General features: G+C 57.8%; 32 protein-coding genes. 10 read left to right on the forward strand and 22 right to left on the reverse strand.

The genetic code is table 11. The features are described 5' to 3' along the window. The first annotated feature begins 17 nt into the window (after positions 1-17). The 5 genes from EBB79_RS00675 to EBB79_RS00695 all read left to right on the forward strand — a co-directional run bounded on the left by EBB79_RS00675 (position 18) and on the right by EBB79_RS00695 (position 3,035). Positions 18-236 carry a hypothetical protein gene (locus tag EBB79_RS00675; protein WP_127746992.1) on the forward strand — a complete coding sequence of 73 codons (219 nt, stop codon included), beginning with the start codon at positions 18-20 and terminating at the stop codon, positions 234-236. A gap of 104 nt (positions 237-340) precedes the next feature. Beyond that, positions 341-730, forward strand: coding sequence for a hypothetical protein (locus tag EBB79_RS00680; protein ID WP_127746993.1), 390 nt, complete (start codon positions 341-343; stop codon positions 728-730). Next, positions 727-2,109: a DUF6638 family protein gene (locus EBB79_RS00685; protein WP_127746994.1), complete on the forward strand. Its 1,383-nt coding sequence runs from the start codon at positions 727-729 to the stop codon at positions 2,107-2,109. The genes EBB79_RS00680 and EBB79_RS00685 overlap by 4 nt, the downstream gene beginning before the upstream one ends. Further along, a complete protein-coding gene (locus tag EBB79_RS00690) occupies positions 2,110-2,376 on the forward strand; it encodes a hypothetical protein (protein WP_127746995.1) in 267 nt (88 codons plus the stop codon). It begins immediately after the preceding gene. 11 nt (positions 2,377-2,387) lie between these two features. Then, positions 2,388-3,035 (forward strand): DUF1523 family protein, encoded by a 648-nt coding sequence (locus tag EBB79_RS00695; RefSeq protein ID WP_127746996.1) that lies wholly within the window; start codon positions 2,388-2,390, stop codon positions 3,033-3,035. Between the two features lie 82 nt (positions 3,036-3,117). Here the strand turns inward: EBB79_RS00695 and EBB79_RS00700 are convergent, their stop codons facing one another. Then, positions 3,118-4,695, reverse strand: a complete 1,578-nt coding sequence (locus EBB79_RS00700) for a DUF5928 domain-containing protein (protein WP_127746997.1) — start codon at positions 4,693-4,695, stop codon at positions 3,118-3,120. 149 nt (positions 4,696-4,844) lie between these two features. On the opposite strand from EBB79_RS00700, the gene EBB79_RS00705 reads away from it, so the two are divergent. Both EBB79_RS00705 and EBB79_RS00710 read left to right on the forward strand, forming a co-directional pair. Beyond that, entirely contained in the window at positions 4,845-5,663 is an 819-nt protein-coding gene (locus EBB79_RS00705; RefSeq protein ID WP_127746998.1) for a sulfotransferase family protein, read from the forward strand. A gap of 223 nt (positions 5,664-5,886) precedes the next feature. Beyond that, complete coding sequence (locus EBB79_RS00710) at positions 5,887-7,509, forward strand: thiamine pyrophosphate-binding protein (RefSeq protein ID WP_127746999.1); 1,623 nt, start codon at positions 5,887-5,889, stop codon at positions 7,507-7,509. Positions 7,510-7,582: 73 nt separating this feature from the next. On the opposite strand, the gene maiA is transcribed toward EBB79_RS00710, so the two are convergent. The 9 genes from maiA to hmgA all read right to left on the reverse strand — a co-directional run bounded on the left by maiA (position 7,583) and on the right by hmgA (position 15,826). Beyond that, on the reverse strand, positions 7,583-8,221 hold the full coding sequence (gene maiA, locus EBB79_RS00715; RefSeq protein WP_127747000.1) for a maleylacetoacetate isomerase: 639 nt from the start codon (positions 8,219-8,221) through the stop codon (positions 7,583-7,585). 69 nt (positions 8,222-8,290) lie between these two features. Beyond that, entirely contained in the window at positions 8,291-8,833 is a 543-nt protein-coding gene (locus EBB79_RS00720; RefSeq protein WP_127747001.1) for a VOC family protein, read from the reverse strand. Between the two features lie 4 nt (positions 8,834-8,837). Next, complete coding sequence (locus tag EBB79_RS00725) at positions 8,838-9,041, reverse strand: DUF2783 domain-containing protein (RefSeq protein WP_127747002.1); 204 nt, start codon at positions 9,039-9,041, stop codon at positions 8,838-8,840. A 4-nt stretch (positions 9,042-9,045) separates the two neighbouring features. Continuing rightward, positions 9,046-10,656: an FAD-dependent oxidoreductase gene (locus EBB79_RS00730; protein WP_127747003.1), complete on the reverse strand. Its 1,611-nt coding sequence runs from the start codon at positions 10,654-10,656 to the stop codon at positions 9,046-9,048. Positions 10,657-10,872: 216 nt separating this feature from the next. Continuing rightward, on the reverse strand, positions 10,873-11,823 hold the full coding sequence (locus EBB79_RS00735) for an MBL fold metallo-hydrolase (RefSeq protein WP_127747004.1): 951 nt from the start codon (positions 11,821-11,823) through the stop codon (positions 10,873-10,875). Positions 11,824-11,884: 61 nt separating this feature from the next. Next, positions 11,885-12,262, reverse strand: a complete 378-nt coding sequence (locus tag EBB79_RS00740) for a VOC family protein (RefSeq protein WP_127747005.1) — start codon at positions 12,260-12,262, stop codon at positions 11,885-11,887. A gap of 3 nt (positions 12,263-12,265) precedes the next feature. Beyond that, positions 12,266-13,534, reverse strand: a complete 1,269-nt coding sequence (gene fahA, locus EBB79_RS00745) for a fumarylacetoacetase (RefSeq protein WP_127747006.1) — start codon at positions 13,532-13,534, stop codon at positions 12,266-12,268. Beyond that, positions 13,534-14,406 carry an MBL fold metallo-hydrolase gene (locus tag EBB79_RS00750; RefSeq protein ID WP_127747007.1) on the reverse strand — a complete coding sequence of 291 codons (873 nt, stop codon included), beginning with the start codon at positions 14,404-14,406 and terminating at the stop codon, positions 13,534-13,536. The genes fahA and EBB79_RS00750 overlap by 1 nt, the downstream gene beginning before the upstream one ends. A 58-nt stretch (positions 14,407-14,464) precedes the next feature. Then, positions 14,465-15,826, reverse strand: a complete 1,362-nt coding sequence (hmgA, locus tag EBB79_RS00755; protein ID WP_127747008.1) for a homogentisate 1,2-dioxygenase — start codon at positions 15,824-15,826, stop codon at positions 14,465-14,467. 72 nt (positions 15,827-15,898) lie between these two features. Here hmgA and EBB79_RS00760 point away from each other — a divergent pair, with 72 nt between their 5' ends. Then, positions 15,899-16,339, forward strand: coding sequence for a MarR family winged helix-turn-helix transcriptional regulator (locus EBB79_RS00760; protein WP_127747009.1), 441 nt, complete (start codon positions 15,899-15,901; stop codon positions 16,337-16,339). Between the two features lie 50 nt (positions 16,340-16,389). Beyond that, positions 16,390-17,610 carry an adenylate/guanylate cyclase domain-containing protein gene (locus EBB79_RS00765; RefSeq protein ID WP_127747010.1) on the forward strand — a complete coding sequence of 407 codons (1,221 nt, stop codon included), beginning with the start codon at positions 16,390-16,392 and terminating at the stop codon, positions 17,608-17,610. A gap of 31 nt (positions 17,611-17,641) precedes the next feature. Here the strand turns inward: EBB79_RS00765 and EBB79_RS00770 are convergent, their stop codons facing one another. The 3 genes from EBB79_RS00770 to rplS all read right to left on the reverse strand — a co-directional run bounded on the left by EBB79_RS00770 (position 17,642) and on the right by rplS (position 19,249). Next, entirely contained in the window at positions 17,642-18,451 is an 810-nt protein-coding gene (locus EBB79_RS00770; RefSeq protein WP_127747011.1) for a division plane positioning ATPase MipZ, read from the reverse strand. A gap of 190 nt (positions 18,452-18,641) precedes the next feature. Continuing rightward, positions 18,642-18,863: a 50S ribosomal protein L31 gene (rpmE, locus tag EBB79_RS00775; protein WP_127747012.1), complete on the reverse strand. Its 222-nt coding sequence runs from the start codon at positions 18,861-18,863 to the stop codon at positions 18,642-18,644. A gap of 11 nt (positions 18,864-18,874) precedes the next feature. Beyond that, a complete protein-coding gene (gene rplS / locus EBB79_RS00780) occupies positions 18,875-19,249 on the reverse strand; it encodes a 50S ribosomal protein L19 (protein ID WP_127747013.1) in 375 nt (124 codons plus the stop codon). 375 nt (positions 19,250-19,624) lie between these two features. Here rplS and EBB79_RS00785 point away from each other — a divergent pair, with 375 nt between their 5' ends. Next, a complete protein-coding gene (locus EBB79_RS00785) occupies positions 19,625-20,053 on the forward strand; it encodes a nuclear transport factor 2 family protein (protein ID WP_202977632.1) in 429 nt (142 codons plus the stop codon). On the opposite strand, the gene trmD is transcribed toward EBB79_RS00785, so the two are convergent. The 9 genes from trmD to ffh all read right to left on the reverse strand — a co-directional run bounded on the left by trmD (position 20,050) and on the right by ffh (position 26,050). Beyond that, positions 20,050-20,859 (reverse strand): tRNA (guanosine(37)-N1)-methyltransferase TrmD, encoded by an 810-nt coding sequence (trmD, locus tag EBB79_RS00790; protein WP_127747014.1) that lies wholly within the window; start codon positions 20,857-20,859, stop codon positions 20,050-20,052. The two genes, EBB79_RS00785 and trmD, sit on opposite strands and share 4 nt — an antisense overlap. A 180-nt stretch (positions 20,860-21,039) precedes the next feature. After that, a complete protein-coding gene (gene rimM, locus EBB79_RS00795; protein ID WP_127747015.1) occupies positions 21,040-21,543 on the reverse strand; it encodes a ribosome maturation factor RimM in 504 nt (167 codons plus the stop codon). A 144-nt stretch (positions 21,544-21,687) separates the two neighbouring features. Next, positions 21,688-22,329 (reverse strand): 5,6-dimethylbenzimidazole synthase, encoded by a 642-nt coding sequence (bluB, locus tag EBB79_RS00800; protein ID WP_127747016.1) that lies wholly within the window; start codon positions 22,327-22,329, stop codon positions 21,688-21,690. Between the two features lie 4 nt (positions 22,330-22,333). After that, on the reverse strand, positions 22,334-22,690 hold the full coding sequence (gene rpsP, locus EBB79_RS00805; protein WP_127747017.1) for a 30S ribosomal protein S16: 357 nt from the start codon (positions 22,688-22,690) through the stop codon (positions 22,334-22,336). A gap of 95 nt (positions 22,691-22,785) precedes the next feature. Then, entirely contained in the window at positions 22,786-23,082 is a 297-nt protein-coding gene (locus EBB79_RS00810) for a chorismate mutase (protein WP_177627753.1), read from the reverse strand. Further along, complete coding sequence (locus tag EBB79_RS00815; RefSeq protein WP_127747019.1) at positions 23,075-23,680, reverse strand: GNAT family N-acetyltransferase; 606 nt, start codon at positions 23,678-23,680, stop codon at positions 23,075-23,077. The genes EBB79_RS00810 and EBB79_RS00815 overlap by 8 nt, the downstream gene beginning before the upstream one ends. Continuing rightward, positions 23,677-24,216: a GNAT family N-acetyltransferase gene (locus EBB79_RS00820; RefSeq protein ID WP_164860724.1), complete on the reverse strand. Its 540-nt coding sequence runs from the start codon at positions 24,214-24,216 to the stop codon at positions 23,677-23,679. Before EBB79_RS00820 ends, EBB79_RS00815 begins: the two co-directional genes overlap by 4 nt. Continuing rightward, positions 24,216-24,554, reverse strand: coding sequence for an NIPSNAP family protein (locus EBB79_RS00825; RefSeq protein ID WP_127747021.1), 339 nt, complete (start codon positions 24,552-24,554; stop codon positions 24,216-24,218). Before EBB79_RS00825 ends, EBB79_RS00820 begins: the two co-directional genes overlap by 1 nt. Then, complete coding sequence (gene ffh, locus EBB79_RS00830) at positions 24,551-26,050, reverse strand: signal recognition particle protein (RefSeq protein WP_127747022.1); 1,500 nt, start codon at positions 26,048-26,050, stop codon at positions 24,551-24,553. Before ffh ends, EBB79_RS00825 begins: the two co-directional genes overlap by 4 nt. Positions 26,051-26,111 lie beyond the last annotated feature (61 nt).

The raw sequence follows: 26,111 nt of genomic DNA on the forward strand, positions 1-26,111 counted from the left end.
TAGTGATGATGCGTCTCATGACACGCTGGTGGTTCTGGCTGATACTCTTCCCGTTTGTTCTAGGGTCCGCCGGAATGCTGTTCATGCCTGGTTCGGAGGTGGTGGAAAACCCTGATTTCAGTTTTTATGCTCGATGGGGGCAGTTCATTGGTGCGGCTATCCCAATGGGGATCACTGGTTTTGTTTTTGTGGTGTCGATCAAATTTGTATCGCGCTTACGTCGAGGGAATAGCTAACGTGTTTGCTACATCACGAGATGACCTGCCAAGTGTCACCCAAGCCCCCTCCCCATGGGGGGAAGGGAGGGGGCTGCGCGGCATAGCCGCGCTGGTTGGTGGGATTGAAGCGTGTTGATACGATGAACGATACTCAGGTAACGCTTTTCAACACCGGGTTGCCCATGATGGTTATTGGGATTCTGGCCGTTGTAGTGCCAAGGTTGCTTGTTCAGAAAGCAACGCGGTCGCATTTGGTTGTCGCGATTGGGATGATTTTGGCTTGTGTCACTATGGCCGTTCTGTCGGCAGGTGTATTTTTCCTTTTTGACAACCGCAGTTATGAAACTTTGATTGGGGCAGGAGGATACGTTTTGGCGCTGGAGTTTCTGATAGAAGCATCCTGGAAGGCGGTAATTTTGTGGGCTCCGCTGATATTGTTGACCTGGTTGAGTTTGGCACAACGAGTAGAACGGTTGCGTGGGCAAGATTTGGCAGAAAGGAACAGTCTATGAAACGTCTCATCCAGCATGGCCTAATGTTCGGCAACCTGTTCCATGTTGCCTCACCTGCCTTGGTAGAGCGCTATAACCGGGCGCTGCAGCATCTGACGGGCAAGACGACTGCGCTAACGGATTTTCATGTGGACATCTCGGGCTACTCACCCGAGATCGGTGATGAGCAAAGCGATGATCTATATCTGAACCATGCGGGCGTGAACCGGCAGTTTATCTTGCTGAGCACCGAGCAGAAACGCTCGCCACTGTTGAACGAAAAATTCTCGGTCAATCGCGATATTCTGCGGCGGTTCATCACCGACAATGAACGCCAGTTGTTTGCCCTGACCGCGACGGATGCGGTGGCGGGTGAGTTGGTGAACTCGGTCTTTGAGATCGACACCCCGGCACGATTGTTTGACATTCATAAGATCGAGATCGAGGCGGACACCACCAAGGGCACCCTGCGCCATGCGACGCATCTGGGCGAGCTAGTGGACCGGTTCAAGGGCGAGGATGACGCCTGGTTTGACGATGTGCTGATCGCCGAGATGATCTCTACCGCCAAGCAGACCGGTGATATCACCCGCAACCCGGTCAAGCTAAAGCACGAGGCGTTTCAGCAGGATAATTACTGGACCGCGCATTTTGGCGGGCTCTATCTGTTCCAAGCGGTCGAGCACCCGGCGATGATTGCCAGTGGTGACAAGCCTGTGGGCGAGCTGCCAATCAAATATGTTTTTGATCTGGCTGAGCGCAACCGGATTGCCAAGTTTCTGGATTACAACGGGCTGGCGGAACCTGTGGTCAAGGCGCGGGGCGTCGATGGCGCGGCGATCCTGCGGCAGAAAATGGACTTTATCGCCGCTGATGCGCTGGCCGCCAAGGGGCATGACCTGACCGGCTTACACCGCTCGAAACTGCGGCGGCTGACGGCGCAACATGCGCAGGATCTGCCACCGGAATACGAAGGGTTGGCAGCGATGGTGCGCTGGGCTGAAAGTGGCGGTCGCTGGCCCAAGATCAGCTCGGACCATCCGGCCTATTTCTATAGTTTGCGGGCGGCGGATACCCCGGATCGAAATCTGGTGAATATGCTGCTGGCCGAGCTGAGCCCGCTGGATGTGCGACAACTGTTCATCTGCCACAAGACGCTGTTTTATCAGCAGTACCGCAGCTGGTCGGAACAGAAAAAGGCCTATGTGGTGCATTTTCTGGCCAATGAATACGCGGTGGACAAGGCGGGGGCGCGTGACGCGCTATTTGGTCATGAACCTGATATGTCTGGCGAGGACGCACCTGAATTGCCACGCGGAATGCCCAAGGTCCGCAGCCGTGAGCGGATGATCGACCGGGTTGGACCCTGGGGCGCCGTGACCCGCGAGAGGAGACGCTAGATGTTCGCACCACTGCGCCTGTTATTTATCCTGCTGATCGTGCTGACGGTTGTCTATGTGCTGGTGTCGCTGTACTCGCGGGCCGTACGCAAGTCCAAGTTGAGACGGCACTGGAAGCAAAAGGGCCTGACGGTCGACCGGGACGAGTATGTCCAGCGTGGGCTGAAGAAATACGATGGCTCGATCCGGCGCAAGCTGATCCTGCTGGTCTACATCATTCCACTGGGGGCGATTGGGCTGCTAGTTTATGTCATGAATTTCATGTGAGGGGGCCGCAGATGGTCTATGCTAAATGGGTGTTCATAATCACCTTCTGGGTGCTGTTTGCTTCAGTATTACACTACACGCTGCCGCAGCACGATGTTGTACGGATTGTCGGCACGGATGTACGCCGGGTTGATTTCGGTGAGAATTCATTGTTCTGGGCACAGCAAGACACCGCGCAGGAAGGTGCGACACGGATCAATCGCGACGTGCGCTTTGTTGAAACATTCTATGAAAATGGCCGCCCAATGGTGTTTCGCAACGAAGACACTGGCTGGGGCTGGCCACCGTATTTCAAACTCGACAGTTCCAATCTACAAGCCGAACTGACTGATCTGGCTTCCAGCAAGGCAGACCCGCAGTGGGTCGTGTTGCGCCACTATGGTTGGCGCAATGAGTTCTACTCAATTTACCCGAATACGGTGGCAGTCAAACCGGTTGACGGGCCTGATTACTCGGCCACCAATTGGTTCAATATCGTGTTTCTGACCATGCTGGCGGCATTGTTCTGGGCGATCTACGTGCGCTGGCGCCGGTTCCGCAGCGCCCGGATCGATCCGATGATCGAGGACATGGAGGACAGCCTTTATGCGGCTGGCGATGCCCTGTCAGAAAAACGCAGTGGGGTTCGGCGTTGGCTGGACAGCTGGAAGAAAAAGTGATCAGGGGCTGCCGGCTAGGCAGCCCTTATTCGTTCAGGACACACCCCACGATGATACATTGCTGCGGCATATACCGCCGCAGTTAATCCTCGAACAGGTGGCGCGTCTGCGCCAGTTGCTGCGCCTGATCCTGCGACACACTGAAAAACTCCATCAGTTTGGCGGCATTGATGTCGGTGTTGTCGGATTGGCGGATGCGGACATGGGAGCTGAAGTCGGCGTCGCGAATGCGATCCGCCTCGTGGGTGATGTCATTGCGGATGGTTGGCATCAGCCGGTCCAGCGTCGCCTGCGACGTACGATCGCCCGCCAGACCCACCCGTCGCGCATGGCCACTTAGATAGTCGTCGGTGAAATCACAGTCGATCTGCAACAGGCGGGTGCGGGACCGGTCGGAAAAGAAATCATGCATCAGGTCCAGATTTGAGGGATCCATGCAGACGACCAGACGGTCGCTGTCGTGGTACTCGAACAGCATCCGCATCAGGGCGCGACGATGGCGTGTGCGTTTCCCAAGCGAGGATTGAATACCGCCCAGATCAGGCAGCGAGGTTGCCTCTTCGTCGAACAGATACTCGATGGCTGGCATGTCGGTCACCTGGCGGACGTTTTCGACCAGGCGCTTGGCCACATGCCACTTCTTGCACACCACAATCATCAGCTCGCGCTCTCGCCCCAGCGAGCTTTCGGTCTCCCAGAACCGCATCCCGAACCGGCGGCCGGCCCGACCCTGGTCGGCCAGGAATTTAAACAGACTGCGCCCTTCGTTGGAAATCTGGAACTTAACATCGCGAGAGGCATAGAGCCTGCCCAGCCGGGATTTCAATTCTTTGGCGCCGGGGCTGATTTTGCGCGCGAACAGGAAATCCTGGCTCAGCAGCAGATCATAGTGGTCGTTGTGAAAGGTCACCGGCATCCCGTAATCGGTGAACATCAAAAACGTCAGCGTGCGCGTTTCGATCTCACTTTCGTTGACCAGATGGCGAACCAATGTCTGGAAAAAGGTCTCATCCGGAATCCAGGTGGTGCGGAAAAAGCGCATCACGTCTTTTCGGGTATGAGTGAATTCTAAAATCCGCTCAATGGTTTGCCGCCGCAGGCACCACCACTGGCTGCCGATCTGGACCTGAATGTCGTTGGGGACATCCCGCTTAAGGCCCAGACGTTTTTGCAGTTCCATCGCGCCGTAAAACAGTGATTTGTTGGCCCGCTCGTTAAAGAAGTGGCGATAAATCAGCCGCTCTTCCTTCATCCCGGTTTTGATCCAGTTGCTGTCAAAGAAGTCATAGCTTTCGATGAAATCTCTGTCGTTTTGGTCCAGATAATTATGGGTGAATTCTGCGGTTTTGATTGCCATGCAATCGCCGGACAGCATGTAGAAATGGGTGGCCCGCGAGAAATTTTCTGCGGCGGCTTCGACGGCCAGAAGGGTTGCCTGAACCAGCGACCATTCTCCCCAGCCACATTTGATGCGCTTGCGGACAAAGGTGACATTGGGATTATGATCCAGCGCCGCGCGGATCAAGGCATAAGATGCAGGGTCGGCGCTGGCGTCAAAATGGATCGCCATATAATCGCCGACGGCGGTCAGCTGCTCGGCCTGCTGAATGATCGCTTCAGGATCTTTATGGCAGAGCAGAATATATGCGATTTTTGCCATATCGGAGACAATACACCTGATTTCTTTACATTGTATCCCTTGATAAGGGCGAAGTCTGATTGAATAAACCAGTTAGTTCTGGTTTTAGCATATAGATGTCTGCAATCGTCAATAAGCGCGAAAAGCAGCACGGATGGAGGTAAGAGCACATGGGATTTCCAGGCACCTGGATGACGAGCAGCGAAAGCGTTGTGTACCGTGTGGTGCCAAAATGCGCTTGCTCGACCATTGGTCAAATCATGTACTATTCCGATCACGGCGAGTTTTTCGAGGGTGATATTCATGATGCCAAATCCGGGATGCACAAATGGGCGATGGACGACAGCCAGGCGCCCATTACCCGCAATGTGCAGGGGCACCAGTCTTATGCTTTCACCTGTGTACGCAATCCCTACACCCGGGTGCTCAGCTCGTTCTTCGACAAGATCTGCGGTATTCAGCGCAACGGACGGCGGTATCGCGGCAATCTGGTGCCAAAACTGACCTACGAATACGGCATCGAGGTCGGCGGCGACGATGGCAAACAAGAGTTCGACCAGATCCGCAGTTTCCGCCGTTTCCTGCTGTTTGTGCGCGATACTGTTCGCTATCGCCGTCCGATGGATCCCGACATTCACTGGTCTGCCATGTCTGGCCATGTGTCGACGTTCATTTGGAACGGCGGCAAGTACGATAAGATCCTTTGGACCGAAAGCTTTAATGACGGGATGGCGGATGTTCTCAGTGCGATCGAGACGCCGCACCCGATTGATCTGACTGCAATCCCGCGCTTCAACGAAAGCGAGGGCCATGGCCCCAAACGGGCTCACCCGGTTGAAGATTACTTTGACGATCTGTCGATGCATCTGATCTATGAGATCTACAAACGTGATTTCGAATTGTTCAAATATGATTTTGAAGATCCGTCCAACAAGATGCCAATCGGCGAAATTGACCTCGACGAAGTTCACGCCAAACTGGGCGACTAATCCCACGTTATCTATGGGGTGCGGGCCGCCTGCGGAGCGTGACCCGCCAGGGGTGCTCCATGCGCCGAGATGGTGAACCCGCCAAAGATGGCGCGAGATTCGCGCGTTATTCTTGAACACATGCGGAGATGCCGCATATTATTATTTCTACCTGCCCAGATTGCGCGTTTTGCGCATTCGTTTTCAGCTATCACGGGAGAAAGCACGGCAGGAGTGATCACCGATGAGTACTAAAAAACATGTCTATCAAACCATAGCCGACGCGGTCAGTGACCACGGTGTGGAAACGATGTTTGGGTTGATGGGCGATGCCAACCTCTTCATGGTGGACAGCTTTGTGCGCGATTGCGGCGGGCGGTTTGTGCCGGCCGCGCACGAGGGCAGCTCGGTGTTGATGGCGCTGGCCTATGCCCATGTCGCTGGCAAGGTCGGCGTGGCCTCGGTGACCCATGGACCGGCGCTGACCAATTGCATAACAGCGCTGACCGAAGGCGTGCGGGGACATATTCCCATGGTTCTTCTGGCCGGGGATACCCCAGTGGCCAATCCGCGCCACCTGCAGGGGATTGATCAGCGTGAACTGGTCAAAGCCTCGGGGGCCGGTTTCGAACAGCTGCGCGCGCCTGACACGGTGGGCCGCGATGTGGCACGGGCCTTTTACCGGGCGCAGGTTGAACGCCGCCCCATTGTCCTGAACATGCCCGCCGACTTCATGTGGGAGGAGGCAAACCATAAGACACAGGTGCTTGATGTGTTCACCGCACCGGGTGGTGTGGCCGAAGGCGATACCCTGGACGAGGCCATTGGCATGATCGCATCGGCACGCCGTCCACTGATCCTGGCCGGCGGTGGCGCCGTCGCGGCGCGTGATCAGCTGATCCGCCTGGCTGACCGGCTAGAGGCCCCGCTGGCGACAACGCTAAAGGCCAAAGGCTTGTTTCAAGGCCATCCCTATAACATCGACATCTTCGGCACCCTTTCCACGCCCGCGGCCTATGACTTGATCGCCAAATCCGATTGCATCGTCTGTTTCGGCACCGCACTGCATGATTTCACCACCGACCGTGGCAAGTTGATGAAGGACAAGCGGATCGTTCAGGTGGATGTTGAACCCACTGCCATCGGGGGTGGGGTGCACCCAGACGCGGCGCTGGTGGCGGATGCCGGCCTGACGGCTGAAACCATTCTGTATTGGCTGGACGAGGCCGAGATCGCCGCCAGCGGGTTCACCCGCGAATTGGACGTTGATACGCTCACCATGCACCCTACCGGGTCCGACAAAACCGCCGAGGGCTGCGTGAATTATGTGCACGCGCTGGAGCAGCTGGAAACGGCGCTGCCAAAAGACCGCGTGCTGGTCACCGATGGGGGCCGCTTCATGACCGAGGTCTGGTGCCGCATTTCTGCGCCAAATCCACAAAGCTTTGTGGTGACAGCGAATTTCGGCTCTATCGGTCTTGGCCTGCAGGAAGCTGTCGGTGCCGGTCTGGCGGCTCCGGAGCGACCTGTGGTGATGTTCACGGGCGACGGTGGCTTTATGATGGGCGGCATCAACGAGTTCAACACGGCCGTGCGCCTGGGTCTCGACCTGATCGTTATCGTCGCCAATGATTCCGCCTATGGCGCCGAACATATCCAGTTTCTGGATCGCAAAATGGACCCCAGCCTGACCGAATTCCACTGGCCCTCATTTGCGGGCATCGCCACATCGCTTGGCGGTCAGGGATTTGAGGTACGCTCCAGTGAAGAGTTGGAGGTTGCGCTTGCGGCGCTGACGACCCGCAAGGGTCCAGTGCTGATCGAACTGCGGCTTGACCCGCATGATGTGCCCCGCATGCGCATTTGACCGTGGCGGATTAAAACACCGCAGGGCCAGCGTCCAAAAAGGGGGCGCTGGCCGCATATCACGTCGGGTGTCGTTATGTATTGTGTACCGCATCCGGGTGCGCAGCGGCAAAGGCGGGATGCTGCGCACAGGCCGCCTCAACCGCGACGATCCGGGGCAGGTCGGCAAAATCAACACCCCAACGCCGGGCGTTGTAAAGCTGTGGCATCAGACAGATATCCCCCAGCCCCGGCATCGCGCCGATGCAATAGGGCTGCTGCTCAAACGCCTCCACAAGGCTTTCAAAGGCCTCAAGTCCGGGCCGGATGAACCGCGCCATCCAGGCCTCGCGCGCAGCCGAAGGATCGGCCGCAGTGGAGGCGGCATAGGCAACCACCCCCAAATTGCACACAGGGTGTATATCGACCGCGATGCTCTGCGCCAAAGCTTGGGCCTGCACTCGCAGCGCAGGGTCCTTGGGCAGTAGGTCCATCTTGTGGGTTTGGTCCAGATAGTCGAGGATCGCCAGTGACTGTGTCAGCCGCAACCCGTCGATCTCCAGCACCGGCACCAGACCTTGCGGATTGCGGGCCAGATGCTCAGGCGATCTCTGTTCGCCTTTGACCAGATCAACCGAGACAGCCCGATAGGGGATACCCGCAAGGTTCAGCGCAATGCGCAGCCGGTAACTGGCGGACGAGCGCCAATAATCATACAGAACCGTCTCACTCATTCCTTGGTCTCCACCCGTGTCCCAATCAGTCATCGCAGGGTGCGTGCCGCCACGCACCCTGTCCAGAGCTTATACGTCGCTCAGTTCTTTCGAGTGCATCCACTCGGCATGTTTGGGGGCCTTCTTGGTCTTTGACCATTCTTCCAGCATATCCCACTTTACCGCGTCCAGCTTGGCCAGCATCGCCTCTTCTTTTGGATCCGGGCAAGCCAGCTCCACCCGGTGACCATTGGGGTCAAAGAAGTAGATCGAGTGGAAGATCGAGTGGTCGGTGACACCCAGAACCTCGACACCATTCCCCACAAGGTGGTCCCGGAATTCCAGCAGCGTGTCGCGGTCTTTGACCTTGAACGCGATGTGTTGCACCCAGATCGGCGTGTTGCGGTCGCGGTCCATTTCGGGCTTGGTTGGCAGCTCAAAAAACGCCAGCACGTTGCCATTGCCCGCATCCATAAAGATATGCATGTAGGGATCTGGCTCATGGGTCGAGGGCACATGGTCCTCGGCAATTGCCAGTACAAAATCCATTTTCAGGTTGGTATTGTACCACTCCACAGTCTGCTTTGCATCTTTGCAGCGATACGCAACGTGGTGGATCTGTTCGATTTTCATACGGTTAAACCTCCGGTTTCAGCGCGGCCGCAGCCAGCGCCTGTGTCAGGATCGCGCGGTTTCCTATCTGGTTGGCCAGCACCAGGATCAACCGCGCGTTCAGCGCGTCGCTGTCTTCCTTGCTGAGGCCGTCATGGGTGGCGAGCAGTTCCGCATAGAAATCGTCGGCACCGGTGATGTTCGGAGAGAGGATCAATTGGTCTGACATGAGATTACTCCTGACCACTGGCGCGGCGAATGGCGGCGCGGAACTGGTTTTCATCAAAGCTGGGGCGGCGGGCTGCGACATGCTGATCCGGGCGGATCAGATAGACACCGCTGTCGCAGTCCCCCAGGTAGCGGTCTTTCAAGGCCAGTGTCTTGTCATCCTTGACCGAGAGGGCCAGCCGGGTGACCGTGATGCCAGCCTCTTCGATCACGTCGGGGGCTTCTGCATCGATGGTCAGCAGGGTGAACTTGTCTGCCAGTTGCGGTAGCAGGTAGTCATCCCCCAGCAGCACATCAGGACAGGCCGATCCGGGACGGGACCGGGCCGGGCCATTCAGCGCATCAGCCGAGTTCAACGAGGAGCCATCATAGGTGCAGGGCACCGACAACCGACCCGAATTGACCAGCGGGCGGGCAAATTCATGATGCTCGGACAGATCCAGCACCGCATCGCGCAACAGGCGGGACATTTCCGATTTCGGGGTGATGAAATCGGTTGAGCGGCTCGAGTTCAGGATGTTCTCATCCGCACCATAGATCCGTTCGGTATCGTAGGTGTCCAGCAGGCTTTCGGGCGCGGTGCCATCGATCACCAGTTTCAGTTTCCAGCACAGGTTGTCTGTGTCCTGCAGACCCGAGTTGGCACCACGTGCACCAAAAGGGCTGACCTGATGCGCGGCATCGCCGGCAAACAAGACTCTATTATGGCGGAATTGCTCCATGCGGCGACACTGGAAAGTATAGATAGAGACCCACTCCAGCTCGAACTCCACATCATCACCCAGCATGGCCTTCAGGCGGGGGATGACGTTCTCGGGGCGCTTCTCGCGCTCCTTGTCGATGTCCCAACCCAGCTGCAGGTCAATGCGCCAAACGTTATCGGGCTGCTTGTGCAGCAGCGCGGACTGTCCCTTGTTGAAGGGCGGATCAAACCAGAACCAGCGTTCGGTTGGGAAATCGGCCTCCATCACCACATCGGCAATCAGGAAGTTGTCCTCGAACACCCGGCCGACAAAATCCTTGCCCAGCATAGAGCGCATCGGTGATCCGGCCCCATCACAGGCAATGATCCAGTCTGCTTCCAGATTATATGAGCCCTCCGGGGTGTCGATCTCGATGGTGACGTGATCGGGATGGGTGCCGATGGCCGACACCTTGTTGCGCCCTCGAAGCTCAATCGGGGCGCCCTCGGCCTGCAAGGCGCGGACCCGGTGCACCATGTATTCTTCGAAATAATACTGCTGCAGATTGATAAAGGCCGGGAACTCGTGGCCATCTTCGGGCAGCAGGTTAAAGTCATAGACCGGGCGCTCGTCAAAGAACACTTTGCCGACATTCCACTGCACACCCTTGTCGACCATCGGCGTACCGCAGCCCAGCCGGTCCAGAATTTCCAGCGGCCGTTTGGCAAAGCAAATGGCGCGCGAGCCAAAGCTGACTTTGTCGTTGTCATCCAGCACCACAACCTCGATGCCCTGCTGGGCCAGGTCGATGGCAGCGCCCAGACCGACGGGGCCGGCGCCGATAACAATAACCTTATGACGCACAGGCGCGGATGCATCCTGATCCGCATGGCGTTCATACGGATACATGGGGACTTCAAATATCTTATTCATCTGGTCTCCTCCCAAGATGGGTGTGCACAAAGCACAGGTTCTCCGGTTCCCGGCGAGGGGTCGCCGGGAGTATTCTTTTATTTTCTCATTGTTCAGGCTAGGGCGACACGATCTGGATCAATGCCTATTGCCTGTTTTATTGGGCTTTTCGCCTTGGGGTCGAACGTCCGCTGTCATCCGGCCCCAAGACTAAGCGCTAGAGAGCGCCCTTCAGCATCAGCCCTGCAGTGCAGCCCACATGTCCAGATCGCGCTGGGCGGTCCAGATGCGGGGGTGGTCGATGCCGCGGGCCTCGTCAAAGGCGCGGGCGACGTTGAAGGGCAGGCAGTGCTCGTAGATGGCGTAATCCTTGAATTTGGGATCACAGGCTTCGCGTACCGCGTCCCAGGCCTCTTTCAGGGTGCCATTGCGGGCGGCAACTTTGGCGGCGGGGAGATAGGTGCTTTCAACAAAATCACGGGTGCTTTCGATGGCGCGGGCGACGGCCTCTTTGCCGATCAGTGCGCCGCCACGACCCGGCGCAATTGCGTCCACGTCAAAGGCCGCAATGTTGTCCAATGTGCTGCCCCAGTCGCCAAAGTGACCGTCCCCACAATAGCAGGCCGAGTGATCTTCGACGATGTCGCCGGTGAACATGACGTTTTCGTCGGGCACATGGATGACGATATCGCCGGCTGTGTGGGCGCGGCCCAGATGCATCAGATCGACGCGGCGGTTGCCCAGATAGACGGTCATGTCTTCGCTGAAGGTGGTGGTGGGGTAGGTCAGGCCGGGAATGCTCTCGTGACCCTCAAACAGACGTGGGAAGCGCTGGAATTCGCTGTCCCAGTCCTCTTGGCCACGTTCCACAACCATTGAGCGGGCGGTGTCACCCATGATGATCTGGTCGGCACCAAAGGCCGAGGCGCCCAGCACGCGGACCGCGTGATAGTGGGTCAGCACAACATGGCTGATTGGCTTATCGGTGACCGAACGCACGCATTCGATGACCTTGTTGGCCAGACGCGGTGTCGCCTGCGCCTCGACGATCATGACGCTATCGTCGCCGATAATAACGCCCGAGTTAGGGTCGCCTTCGGCGGTAAAGGCATAGAGCCCTTTGCCGATCTCGTCGAAGGTGATTTTCTTTTCGGTCATGTCGCCTTGGGATGCGAATGCTTTGGCCATGGTGTTTGTCCTTATGTGTCAGCGCCTGTGGAGGGTTTGGGAGCCTCCGGCGGGAGTATTTTTAAAAAGATGAAACCGGGTCGTTGTCTTGCAGGAATTCCAGGCGGTTGCCGAAGGGGTCTGTGGCAAAGAACCGTTTTCGGCCTTCCATTGCTACGTCCCAGGTTAGGGCATGACCTGCGGTTTCAAACCGCGCAGCCAGCGCGGCAATGTTGGAGGTACGAAAGCCCGGGTGGGCTTTTTGTGCGGGTGCAAATGGATGTTCCACACCCAGATGTAATTCACTGCCCGCCAGGGCAAACCAAAGCCCGCCACGCGCCTGCAGCGGTTTGGGTTTGGCGATCTCGCGCAGACCAATCAGATCACCCCAGAAGGCGCGGCACAGGTCCTCGCCCCCTTTGGGGATCGCAATCTGGATATGGTCAAGCGCGAGGGTCATCGGTTAGCCCCCAGATCGTTGCGGGTGGATCTTTGCGGGCAGGATTTGGCCAGTGCAGTCGCCAAAGCCGATGGTGAAGCCCTTGCCGCGGGCATTGCCACGCAGGGTGAGTGTGTCACCGTCTTCGATGAAGGCACGGGTCTCGCCGGTGTCCAGGGTGAACGGTTCACGCCCGGCCCAGCTGAGTTCCATTAGCGATCCGAATTCAGAGCGCTCGGCGCCGGAAATGGTGCCCGATCCCAACAGATCACCGGCGTTCATTGCACAGCCGCCACTGGCATGGTGGGCCAGCTGTTCGGCAGCGGAATAATACATGCGGTTATAGTTGGTCTTGGACAGGGAACTGGCTCGGTCGGCGCCTTCGGGCTGCATCAGCACCTCAAGCTCGATGTCATACAGCCCGTCTTTGCTGCCGTTCAGATAGGGCAGCAGCTGTTTTTCACGCGGTGGTGTCGGGGCGCGGAAGCCCTCCAGCGCGGCCGAGGTGACAATCCACGGTGAGATTGAGGTGCCGAAAGCCTTGCCCTGAAACGGACCCAGCGGCTGGTACTCCCAGCCCTGGATGTCGCGGGCGGACCAGTCGTTCAGCAGCACATAGCCAAAGATCATTGCGTCCGCCTCGTCGACGGTGATGGGCTGGCCCAACTCGCTGTCGGTGCCAACAATCGCGCCCAGTTCCAGCTCGATATCCAGGCGTTTGCTGGGGCCGAACGACGGCATCTCGGCGTCGGGGGCTTTGGTCTGGCCATTGGGGCGGTGCAACGCGGTGCCCGAGACCACCACCGAGGAGGCGCGGCCATTGTAGCCGATGGGGATGTGCAGCCAGTTGGCGGGCAGATCGGGCGAGCCGCGCAGGATCGCGCCCATGTTTTTGGCGTGCTGCATACCGGCGTAGAAATCGGTGTATTCGCTGACCGCAAGTGGCATGTGCAGCTCGGCATCCCCCATCGGCACCAGCAGCGGTTCCACTTTGTCCTGCTCGGCAGCGCCTTTGCCCAGCAGCGCAAACAAGCGCTCACGCAGGGCGGCCCAGACAGCGGGGCCTTCCTCCATCAGGGCGTTCCAGAACGGCACGTCGAACAGGGGATCGTCGGTCAGGGTGATCAGGCCTGTTGCCTCGGCGGCCTGCATGTCCAGAACCATGTCGCCAATCGCAACACCACAGCGCGGATCGCCGTCATCGGTGGAAAAGACCCCGTAAGGCAGGTTGTTCAGCGGAAAGGGGTGGGCGGCGTCATTGGCCGAGGCAACCCAGCTTTTCATCAAAGGCATTAAAGCGTTTCCTTTTGGTCGAGGGAAATGGTCAGCCCGTCGGTTCCGATAAACAGCGGACCTGACCATTCACGGCAGGTTTCAGCCCGCCAGTCTGTTTCAGTGAAATCGGGGTCGTCACAGGGGACGAGATGGTTCAGGGCAAGGCGTTTTACGCCTGCTTGCGTGGCGATACGGCCCACCTGATCGGCAGGGCTGTGCGAGCGTTCCAAATGGTGGCGCAGGCGGTCATCGCCATTGCCAACACGGGCACATAGAGCGTCGATGCCGGCGCTTAGCATGGCCTCGTGCACCAGCAGATCCGCATCCTTGGCAAAATCGACCATTTCGGGGATCGGGGCGGTATCGCCGGACAGCACGACGCAGTGATCCTGACCAGTCAGACGCAGGGCAAAGCTGTCTTCGATCGGCGGGTGGGCATTGCGGAGCACATCCATGGTCAAGGGACCAAGCTGCATCTGGCCGGGTTCGATCACCTGAATATTTGCCAGCGGCGCAAAGTCTGGGCGGCCCTCATCGCGCAGGCGCAGGGAAATGTCGAACTCCATCGCCTGCTGAAAACTGGCCCAGTAGCGATCCAACCCCAGCGGGCCGATGACCGGAATGGGCCGGTTCAGGCCAGCAGTCCAGGCAGTGTGGAACAGGGCGCCCAACTCCAGGTAGTGGTCCGAGTGCAGGTGGGTGATCACGATCGCATCCAGATCGGTCAGTGCAACGCCAGCATCACAGATGCCGCGCGACACGCCAAGACCGGCATCAACCAAAATTGTCTGCCCATCCAGCTGCACCAGGATAGAAGTCGGCATTCGGGTGCCGGGACGTATGGCCGGGCCACCTTTGGTGCCAAGAAGGACAACTTGGTTCTTGTGCATTGATCGTTCCCTTTTCCCTTATGTCTTATCCACCATGACATCGGCCATGGTGGACAGGTTATTTCTTGCCGGGGGTGCCGTCGAACTTCTTTTCGATATCCGTCCAGCAATCAATATAGTCATCCTGCAACGGCGCGTCATTGGCTGCAAAGGATGTTAGATGTTGCGGAAAGCGGGTCTCGAACATGAAGGACATGGTATTGTCCAGCTTCTCGGGGCCAAGGTTGGAATTCGACGCGCCCTCGAACGCATTCTTGTCCGGTCCGTGCGGGATCATCATGTTGTGCAGGCTCATGCCGCCGGGAATGAAGCCCTTTGGTTTGGCATCATACTGGCCGTAAATATTGCCCATCAGTTCTGACATGATGTTCTTATGATACCACGGCGGGCGGAATGTGTCCTCGGCGACCATCCAGCGTTCGCGGAACAGCACAAAGTCGATATTGGCGGTGCCCTCTTGTCCCGAAGGCGCTGTCAGCACGGTGAAAATTGAGGGGTCCGGGTGGTCGAACAGAATTGCGCCAACCGGGCAATAGGTGCGCAGGTCGTATTTCACCGGGGCGTAATTGCCATGCCAGGCCACCACGTCCAGCGGGGATTGGTTGATTTTGGTCTGATGGAACTGACCGCACCATTTGATGGTCACGGTTGATGGAACCTCGCGGTCCTCAAAGGCAGCAACCGGCGCTTTAAAGTCACGCGGATTGGCCATGCAGTTGGCGCCAATCGGTCCCCGACCGGGCAGCTCGAACTTCTGGCCGTAGTTCTCGCAGACAAAACCGCGCGCCGGACCTTCCAGCACCTCAACCCGGTACAGTAAGCCCCGCGGAAGGATCGCGATCTCTTGCGGTTCCAGATCAATGATCCCCAATTCGGTCGAGAATCGCAGCCGCCCCTCTTGGGGGACCACCAGCATCTCGGAATCGGCGGAAAAGAAATAGCTGTCGACCATCGATTCGGTGACCAGATAGATATGCGTGGCCATGCCCACTTGCGTGTTCACATCGCCCGCCGTGGTCATGCTGTGCATGCCGGTCAGCCAGGTCAGCCCGGTGTCGCTATGCGGCAGCGGGTCCCAGCGGTACTGGCCCAGGCTGATCACATCCGGATCCACGTTGGGGGCGGATTTCCACTGCGGCAGGTCAATTTTTGTGTAGCGGTGGCTGTGCTTTACGCTGGGCCGGATGCGATAACACCAGGTGCGTTCGTTCTGGTGGCTGGGTGCGGTGAATGCGGTGCCGGACAGCTGTTCGCCGTACAGACCATACTCACACTTCTGCGGCGAATTCATGCCCTGCGGCAGCGCACCGGGCAGCGCCTCGGTCTCATAATCATTGCCAAAGCCGGACATATAGCCTTGGTGCGGGCCCGCAAGCGAGGGAGCCTGGGTCATCTCATGAGGATCAACAGATCGGGTCATCGCGCGTTCCTTCCTTTGTTAAGGACTTCGATAATAGTTGATTTTGTAACTAACAAGGGATAGGAGGCCCGAATGACAGAAAAAGATGACTTCTCGCTGCAGGATTTCCTGCCCTTCCTTTTGAACCGCGCAGCCGAAGAGTGCTCGCTTGAATTTCAAGGAGAATATAAGAATCGATATGGTATGCTGCGCACCGAGTGGCGGGTTCTGTTCCATCTTGGGGTACATGGTAGCCTGACTGCCAAAGAAATCGGCCTGCGTGCGAAGATTCATAAGACCAAGATCAGCCGGGCCGTTGCCAAGCTTGCAGCGCGCCGGTTTGTCAGCCGAAACCGGGACGAAAATGATCGCCGAGCAGAGCATTTAGCCCTGACACCGGCCGGTGAAATAGCCTATCGTGACCTTCGCGCAGTTGCGAAAGAATACGACGAAAAACTGGCCTCCCAATTCAGCGCAGATGAGACCGTGATCTTGCGGCGTCTGCTGAAGAAAATATCCGGGATGGATGTGTAGAAATTTCGAGTCGGCATGCCCATATCACGGGCTAACCCAAAGAGGCCTGAATGACGAAGACTGACAAGATTGCGGCACCCTTGATCGCTTGGATAACCGAACAGGGTCTACAGGGTCTCAGCCGCGAAGACATTCTGCGGGGCTATTGTGAACGTTTGGTTCAGGCCGGGATTCCAATGCTGCGATTCCATTTGGCACAGCGCGCCTATCATCCGAAATTTGGTGGGATCGGGTTCAGCTGGACCCGTGCCGAAGGCTTGACCCATCAGCATTTCCAGCGCCAGGAAACCCCAGTGGAGGCCTGGTTGCGGAGCCCGTTCTATCGGATGCTGGAAATGGATAACGAAGAATTCCGTTCGTCTTTTGGCCCAGTGGATGTGAACGATTTTCCAGTGTTAAAAGACCTGTCCGAAACCGGTGCGACAGACTATTTTGCCACCCGACAAATGTTTGGTGAGCCGATGAACGTGCCAACCAATCCGAATGAACCTTCCGAGGGGATGATGGTGTCATGGACCTCGGATCAAGAGGGCGGGTTTTCAGACGAAAACCTGTCATTGTTCCGGACCTTGTTGCCACATTTGGGGCTGGCGTTGAAATCATCATCGCACCGGCAGATGGCCAGTGACCTTCTTCAGGTCTACCTGGGGCGGGACGCAGGGCGACGGGTTCTGTCGGGCGAGATCCAGCGCGGATCTTCGCAGCAGATCAATGCGGTTATTTGCTATTTTGATCTGAAGGGCTTCACCCGTCTGGCCGAGCAGATGCCGGGTCCGGATCTGATCGACATGCTAAACGATTACTTCGGAATCGCGGTGGCGACGATCCAATGCCATGGCGGTAATATCCTGAAATTCATGGGTGATGGCATTCTGACCATGTTTGATCTTGGCAGTATCGAAGAGGACGCAAAGGCGGCGCTGGATGCAGCCAGTGAACTGCGCGCGAAAATCGGAGAGCGCAACATCGAACGGGTCACTGCGGGCCTGCCAATTGCAGATTTTACTCTGGCCGTGCATGCGGGGGAAATCCTGTATGGCAACATCGGCGCCGAGAACCGGCTCGACTTTACCGCAATTGGGCCGGCTGTGAACCTGACCTCGCGGATCTCGGGACTGCACCGCGAGGTGGGACGCAGCATTATCGTGTCCGAGGTGGTGCAGCGGGCGGCCCATCCATCGCCCCATGATCTGGTGTCACTGGGGCGATATATGCTGCGCGGCGTTTCCGAGCCAATCGAGCTGTATACGATCTTCGGCGGGGCCGAGTAACTCGCACCCGTTGGGGTGCGGTGATCTAGTTTTAGATTTCGACCTCGACGCCGGGCAGATTGACGGCCTTCATCATGTCGCGCAGCTCCTGGCGGGCGGCGATGTTGGAAATGTTCAGCTGCTTGACGCCGATGTCCTTCAGGTCCAGCAGGGTCAGCCCACGGGGGAACAGCTCGCGGAAAATCACCCGCTCTGAGAAACCGGGGGCAACCCGGAACCCGATGCGTTTGGACAACATGGTGATGGCGCGTTCCATCTTTTCCTTGTTCAGCATCCGCTGGGTGCCAACCCGGTTGCGGATCACCACCCAGTCAATCGGCTTTAGCCCAGCCTGGGCACGCAGCTGACGGGCATTCCAGACCATCTCGGAATAGACAGACGGGCCCAGGATTTTCTCGCCCTTCTGATCGATATGCGCCAACAGGTCGAAGTCAACAAAACTGTCGTTCAGCGGCGTCACCAGGGTATCGGCCAGCGAATGGGCCACCTGGCTGAGACGGGTGTGCGAGCCGGGACAGTCGATCAGGATGAAATCATTGTCCGGTTCCAGCGCCGCAACCGCAGCGGACAGCCGGTGATCATAGATGTTCTCTCCGGGCTGCAGTGAGGCCGGGTCGATCTCGGGCAGGTCATGGCACTGAACAGTTGGCAGGTCCAACTCTGACAAAGTCATGAATTCGCGACGGTTTTCCAGATATCGCGCCATCGAGCGCTGCCGCAGATCCAGATCCAACGCGGCGACCTTATGGCCAAGCCGGGCCAGCGCAGTTGCCAGATGCATCGATACGGTGGACTTGCCTGCGCCACCTTTTTCGTTCCCGACGACAATAATATGCGCCATCTGATGTCCCTTCTTTGCCGCGCCATGCTGCGCGATTGTTGACGCGACTATAGAAGCGGTTGGATTCGATGAAAAGCGCACAAACTCCTTTATTAGGGCCTGTTTTAACGCATTTTGACGGATGTGTTGCCAATAAAAAACGCCGCCCCCAAAGGAACGGCGTTTTTCGAAACTGAAAAGGAAGGGGTGCTTAGAAGCCCAGACCTTCGTATTTCTTTTTGAATTTGGATACACGGCCACCAGCGTCCATCAGACGGGTGTTGCCGCCGGTCCAGGCAGGGTGAACCGAAGGATCGATGTCCAGCGCCATTTGGTCGCCTTCTTTGCCCCAGGTCGAGCGCATTTCTAGAACGGTGCCATCGGTCATTTTGACGTTGATGGTGTGGTACTCGGGATGGATGTCTTTTTTCATGATACCACTCCTTACGCTTTTTTGGCTTTGTAGTTCGCATCTTCAGCGATACGAGCCGACTTACCGCGACGGGTGCGCAGGTAGTACAGCTTGGCGCGACGAACGCGGCCACGACGGACAACTGTGATTGCGTCGATGTTGGTCGAGTGCAGGGGGAATACGCGCTCAACGCCTTCACCGAAGGAGATCTTGCGAACAGTGAACGAACCGGCAATGCCGTGACCGTTCTTGCGCGAGATGCAAACGCCTTCGTAGTTCTGAACACGGGTGCGCGACCCTTCGGTCACTCGAAAGCCAACGCGGATAGTATCACCGGCTTTGAAATCGGGGATGTCATTCCCCAGGGCGGCAACTTGTTCCGCCTCCAGCTGTGCGATCAGGTTCATCGCAAACTCCTAATTTTTAGCTCGTGGGTTATCCCACGAAGATTTATGCAGTCCGAGAGCTCTTGGCCTTCACCGGGTCCCGCCGTAGCAGCCCGCCAGAGATCGATCTGTCCATTCCTGTGTGCCGGTTTGGGCCCGCCGCCAGGGGCCGAAGAAGGCCGGGGCAGAAGTGGTGGATCCAAAACCAAACAGCCCGGAGCCACTAAAGTGATTCCAGACCTGCGGAGCTTTAGGCTGAAGTGCGGCGAGGGGCAAGGGGTTTGTGGCGTGATTGGGCTGCTGACGAGCAGTTCTCAACTGTATTGCAAAAGACTGGCGCAAATACCGCCAGAGTGTAGGGTCGTTTCGAGAGGGTGCTAAATCTAGGAGAATGTTTTGACAGACCACGATGCAATAATGGAGACCCTTGAAGAATACGCTGAGGCCTATTGCGACAAAGACCTGGACCGGTTGATGGCACTCTTTGTCGACGGCGAAGGACTCTCGCTGATTGGCACCGGAGCCGATGAGCTGTGCTCAGGCCGGGCACAGGTGGCTTCGATCTTTGAACGCAATTTCCGCGACGCCACGGCCAAGCGGTTTGTATGGAAGTGGCAGGACATTGCGGTGCACGGCACATCTGCCACCGTAGCTGTTACCTTGGATATTCATCTGGAACTCGACGGCGACGACGTGACGGTTCCGGTCAGATGGACCGTCTCTTTGGTCAAGATTGATGACAACTGGAAATGGGTCCACCGCCACGCCTCAGCAGCAGCTGGCTCCCAGAATAAGGGCAGTGCTTATCCAACCGGGGAAAGCTAAGAGCGCTTGGTCTCTTTCGACTTTGCATAGGCCTCCCACAGATCGGGCCGCCTGTCCTGCGTTATTTCTTCGCTCTTCTCGTGGCGCCATTCTGCAACTTTGCCATGATGGCCAGACATCAACACATCCGGAATTCTACGTCCCTGCCACTCAGCAGGGCGGGTGTATTGCGGATGCTCTAATAGGCCCGAGGAAAAGCTCTCGTCTTCGGTTGAAGCAAAGTTGCCAAGCACATTGGGGATCAGCCGCACGGTGGCATCAATCAAGGCCTGGGCGGCGATCTCACCGCCGGTCATGACAAAATCACCAAGCGAGACTTCCTGGATGCCATAATGTTGCAACACCCGCTCATCGACACCCTCAAAGCGACCGCACAACAGGGTCACACCATCCGCGCGGGCCAGGTTTTGCATCATCTGTTGATCCATCGGCTTGCCGCGTGGGCTGAGATAGATCAGAGGGTGATTGCCGGTCACACCCTGCATGGCATGATCGATTGCGTCGCCCAGAACATCGGCCCGCAGAACCATGCCAGCCCCGCCACCGGCCGGCGTATCATCCACATTGCGATGCTTGCCGACTCCAAACTGCCGCAGGTCGATAGTCTCGAGCTGCCACAGACCCTCTTGCAAGGCTTTTCCAGTTAAGCTTTCTCCCAAGACTCCAGGGAAGGCCGTCGGGAACAGCGTCAGGATCTTGGCCTTCCAGACACCAACCAGATCCGGAGTGTCAGTCATCAGCGCGCGGGGTTTCAGCGTCGGGCGAATGGCTTTGCGGCCATGTGATTTATGTGGGCTCTCGGTCATGGCGCATTCATAGGTGAGGGGCGGCGGGATGGAAAGGCGGTGAAGATGCGAGGCTCTGCCTCGCGCTCCGGGATATTTGGGGCCAGATGAAGAGGCGGGTCTGTTTTCATCTGGCTTGAAATATCCTGGGGGTGAGCGCCTTTGGTGCGAGGGGGCAAAGCCCCCTTTTTAGAACCTTAATCAGAACAACCCATCTGGTGGATCGGCGATAATGCGGCGCTGGTCCATGTCGACGGTTGGCACAGCGGCCTGGGTAAAGGGAAGCAAAACAGTGTCCTTCAGTCCCGGGGCTTGGATCTCTAGCAGGTCACCGGCGCCGTGATTCATGACGGATTTTACTTGCCCCAGCAGTGTGCCGCCGGTGTCAAATACCTGCAGACCAGTCAGGTCGGAGTAATAGTATTCGTCATCAGGCAGGTGAGGCAGGGCGTCACGCGGCGCGAACAGTCGCAGGCCTTTTATCGCGTCGGCTTGCTCTTTGGTGTCGATGCCGCCTAAAATTGCAACAAAACCGTTGTTGGTCACCCGTGTCAGCGAGATCGTATACCTTTGGCTGCCATCTTCGGATTGCAGCGGCGAGTAGGTCTCTATGTCTTCAGGGATGGCGCAAAAACTTTTTAGGCGGACCTCACCGCGGACCCCAAAAGAGCCGGCGACTGCACCGATACAGATTAGATCACTCATTGTTTTCTCCTGTGCATAGGCCAGCCTTTACTGAACCGCCGACAATATGACACCGCTCTGTGTGTTTTACACGGTCAAAGCCTATTCCGGCTGCAAAAGCCAGCACCAACATTATCACTGTTCGAATGGGGCGAAAAAGCAGGTTCATCGGGTTTCAATGAACAGCGTCTCTTGGCGGGTTTCCCAGCCTTTTTGTTGCAGTTCCGGAGTGTCCTGAATCTGTTCCGGGTGGCCCAAACAGAAATAGCCAATCAACTGCCAGTCCTGCGGCACGTTCAGGTCGCGGTTCAGCTGCTGCGGATCCAGAATCGAAACCCAGCCCAGTCCTAATCCCTCGGCGCGCAATGCAAGCCAGAACAGGGTGATGGCGGTGACCACCGAATAGCGGCGCATTTCGGGCATGGTAGCGGCACCCAGCCCGTGCCCTTGGGTTGTGGCGTTGTCACAGTAGATGGCGAGTTGCACCGGAGCCTTGGCCATTCCGCTGAGTTTCAACTGGGAGTATTTCTGAGCGCGCTCACCGGAGTAGCCAGCCAATCCTTGTTCATTGGCGGCTTTAAAATTCGCCAAAGCGGCAGCGCGGGCAGCGTCGCTCTCAACGCGCAAGATGCGCCAGGGTTCGCTGAGCCCCACCGAAGGGGCCAGGCGGATGGTGTCGAGACATCGCGTTAGCACGGCCTCGTCAACCGGTGTGTCGCGGAACCGGCGCACGTCGCGCCGGAGCCGCATCAGCAGATCAAGCTGGCTGCGGAAATCATCGGAAAACTCAGATTTCCGCGCCGTCATAATCTTATTCTGCGTTGGCAGCGTCAGCAGCCTTGGCAGCTTTTTCTTCAGCGCGTGCAACAGCTTTTTTGCCCGGAGTACCCTTTTTCGGGTTGCTGCGGTCGGCCTTTTCGCGAACGCCAGCTGCTTCCAGCATACGTGCAACACGGTCGGTAGGCTGAGCGCCCTGGCTGACCCAGTACTGGATGCGCTCGACGTCCATTTTTACGCGCTCTTCGCTGTCTTTCGGCAGCAGCGGGTTGTATGTGCCCAGCTTTTCGATGAAGCGACCATCGCGTGGCATACGGCTGTCAGCTGCAACGATGCGATAGAAGGGGCGCTTTTTGGAACCGCCGCGGGCGAGACGAATTTTCATAGCCATGATAGTATTTCCTTATTTGTGTTTAGTGTGCGGTGGTCAGTCCACCGGCAGTCGGGCTTGTCGTGTGATGCGTGCAAGCACACACCATACGTTGGTTATTCCTGGTGCTTCTTGTGGTGATGGATCACCTCGGTGATGATGAAGTTCAGGAAATTCTTGGCGAACTCGGGGTCAAGATCGGCGCGGGAGGCCAGATCTTCGAGACGGGCAATCTGGTTGGCTTCGCGGGCCGGGTCCGATGGCGGCAGGTCGTGTTCTGCCTTGAGTTTGCCAACGGCCTGGGTGTGCTTGAACCGCTCGCCCAGGGTATAGACGAGGATCGCATCCAGACGGTCGATGCTTTCGCGGTGACCTTTCAGGATGTCCGCTGCGCGTGTTACGTGGTCAGTCAATGGCCCATCCTTTTGGTTTGAACAGTGGGTCGGCGTAGTGGCTGATTTCCATTTCGATGCCATGTGCGATCTGGCTGTCTTTCAGCGCCGCGGGCGTTGGATGACGATAGACAGCATCATTGCCATCGATGGTCTTGGCGGATTTGTCTTTGGTGGCGCCAAGACGTTCTGCCAGACGGATCGAGTCGAGGTTCTTGGGGTCAATATAGCTGACCGCGCCGTCCCAGCCCTGTTGAGCATAGTAATAGCTGCGCGCGGCATGGGTTGCCTCGAGCGCGTAACCGTGGCCAGCCGCGTCGGGCCAGATGATCCAGGCGATTTCCTTTTCCGGCCAGCCCGCGGGCATCCAGCCGCCAGCCATGCCATAGGTCTCGTCCGTGATCTTGTCGTGGATCATCCACATGCCAAAGCCATGGATCTGCCAGTGGCCGATCTCGGCGGCATAGAGCATCCAGGCTTCATAGGTGTTCAGCGGGCCGCCCATGAAACGGGCACGGTACGAGCTGAAGGTGGCCTTGAAGTTTGGGTAATCCGAGGCTTCGGGGCCGCGCAAAACAAGGCGGTTGGTTTCGATGGTGGGGATGTTCTGGAGGCTCATGCGTAGGCCTCCATTCCGCCAGCGGCCAGATCCTGCGGCGAGGGGTGACGCCAGATTTCCAGCGTTCCATGGCGTTCGTGGTCGAACATGCCATCAAAGGTGGCGCCCATGCGTTTGGCAACACCGCGCGAGCCGTCATTGGCGGGGGCAACAAGGCTGATCGTCGTGGTCCAGCCAAGGGTCTCATAGGCATATTCACGGGCCGCCAAGGCGGCCTCGGTTGCATAGCCTTTGCCCTCAAACCCGTTCATCAGGTCCCAGCCCAGTTCGGGCTCGGGCCAACCTTTGGGGAACCAGAGGCCGATGATGCCGGCCAGTTTGCCAGTCTCGGTTTCTTCAACAGCCCAGCGGCCATAGCCGCGCAGGGGCCAGTGGCCCAGCTCGGTTGCCAGCATGCGCCAGCTTTGCTCTTCAGTGGCAGGACCGCCCACAAATTTCGACCGCTCAGACGCAAAGAAGGCGGCGAAGTCGGGAAAATCACCGGCTTCGGGCGCGCGCAGCGTCAGGCGTGGGGTCGAAAGTGTGGGGATCAGCATCAGGCGAACCCCTCAAGCGTTTCAATCGGGGCGGCATCAAGTACCGGGCGGGTGAAACTGCGGTCATAGCGGCGGATGCAGTTTGTAGCTTTCGCAAAGGCAAAGGCCTTTTGGCACTCGGCATCTTCCATCGAGGCGATGCGATAAGCCTCATAGGCTGTCAGCGACGGGAATGAGAAATTGGCATAGGCAATATCATTGGCGCCCTCATGGGGCAGCCAATAGCCGTGGTGAGTGCCGCCCATGCGGTTGACCAACCCAATCCATACCCGGCTGTACGCCTCAAAGGCGTCGACCTGGTTGGGGTCAATTTCATATCGCAGGGTGCAGGTGATCATTTCTTTTTACCAAATCCAGACAGGCCGGGGGGCAGGCCCATGCCGCCACCCAGACCGGGCAGCTTGCCGCCCATCTGTTTGGCTGCTGCTTCCAATGCGGCTTGATCCATGCCGCCCATGTCGCCAGCGCCGGGCATGCCGCCGCCTTTGCCCATCATGCCCTTCATGGCTTGCTTGAGCATGCCACCTTTGCCCATTTTGCCCATCTTCTTCATCATGTCGCCCATCTGGCGGTGCATTTTCAGAAGCTTGTTCAGATCGGCAACTTCCATGCCAGCGCCGCGCGCAATCCGCTTTTTGCGGTTGGCCTGCAGCAGCTTGGGGTTGGCGCGTTCTTTCTTGGTCATCGACTGGATCAGCGCGATCTGGCGTTTCAGGACTTTGTCGTCAAAACCCGCCTCTTCGACCTGCTTGGCCATTTTGCCCATGCCGGGCATCATCGACATCATGCCTTCCATGCCGCCCATCTGCTGCATCTGTTCCAGCTGGGTGCGCAGGTCGTTCATGTTGAACTGACCCTTCATCATGCGCTTCATCATGCGCTCGGCCTGTTCGGCCTCGATGGTTTCCTGGGCCTTTTCAACCAGCGCGACAATGTCACCCATGCCGAGGATACGGCCGGCGATGCGCTCGGGTTCAAAGGTTTCCAGCGCGTCCATCTTTTCGCCAAGACCGACAAAGCGGATTGGCTTGCCGGTGACAGCGCGCATCGACAGAGCGGCACCGCCGCGTCCGTCGCCGTCCATCCGGGTCAGGACCACGCCAGAGACGCCGATCTTGTCATCAAATTCCTGCGCGACCTCGATCGCGACCTGACCGGTCAGCCCATCGACCACCAGCAGCGTCTCGCGCGGGGTGACGACGTTGCGAACGTCCTCGACCTCTTGCATCAGTGTCTCGTCGATGTGCAACCGGCCCGCAGTATCCAGCATGTAGACGTCATAGCCGCCCAAGCTGGCCTGCTGTTTGGCACGTTTGGCAATGTCGACAGGTTTCTGACCTGCAACAATGGGCAGGGTGTCGACACCCAGTTGCCGACCCAGAACCGCCAGCTGTTCCATCGCGGCCGGGCGATAGACATCAAGCGAGGCCATCAGGACCCGCTTGCCGTCCCGCTCTTTCAGGCGCTTGGCCAGCTTACCGGTGGTGGTGGTCTTACCCGAGCCCTGCAGACCCACCATCAGGATGGGGGCAGGCGGGTTGTCGATTTTCAGCTGGCCGGGATCGCCGTCGCCTTGCAGGGTCGAGATCAGCGCGTCGTGCACAATCTTGACGACCTGCTGGCCTGGCGTCACCGATTTGGTCACGGCCTGACCAGTGGCCTGATCCTGCACCTTCTTGATGAACTCACGCGCGACCGGCAGCGAGACGTCGGCCTCGAGCAGGGCAACGCGGACTTCGCGCAGGGCGGTCTTGACGTCTTCTTCGTTCAGGGCGCCTTGCTTAGTCAGGCGGTCGAATACACCGGATAGGCGTTCGGATAGATTTTCAAACATGCCTATCGGGCTCCTTTGCCGTTTCAGTCTTGGCACCCCTATAGATAGGGGCAAATATTCC

Origin of the sequence: Parasedimentitalea marina (genome assembly GCF_004006175.1) — a bacterium.
Taxonomy (GTDB): domain Bacteria; phylum Pseudomonadota; class Alphaproteobacteria; order Rhodobacterales; family Rhodobacteraceae; genus Parasedimentitalea; species Parasedimentitalea marina.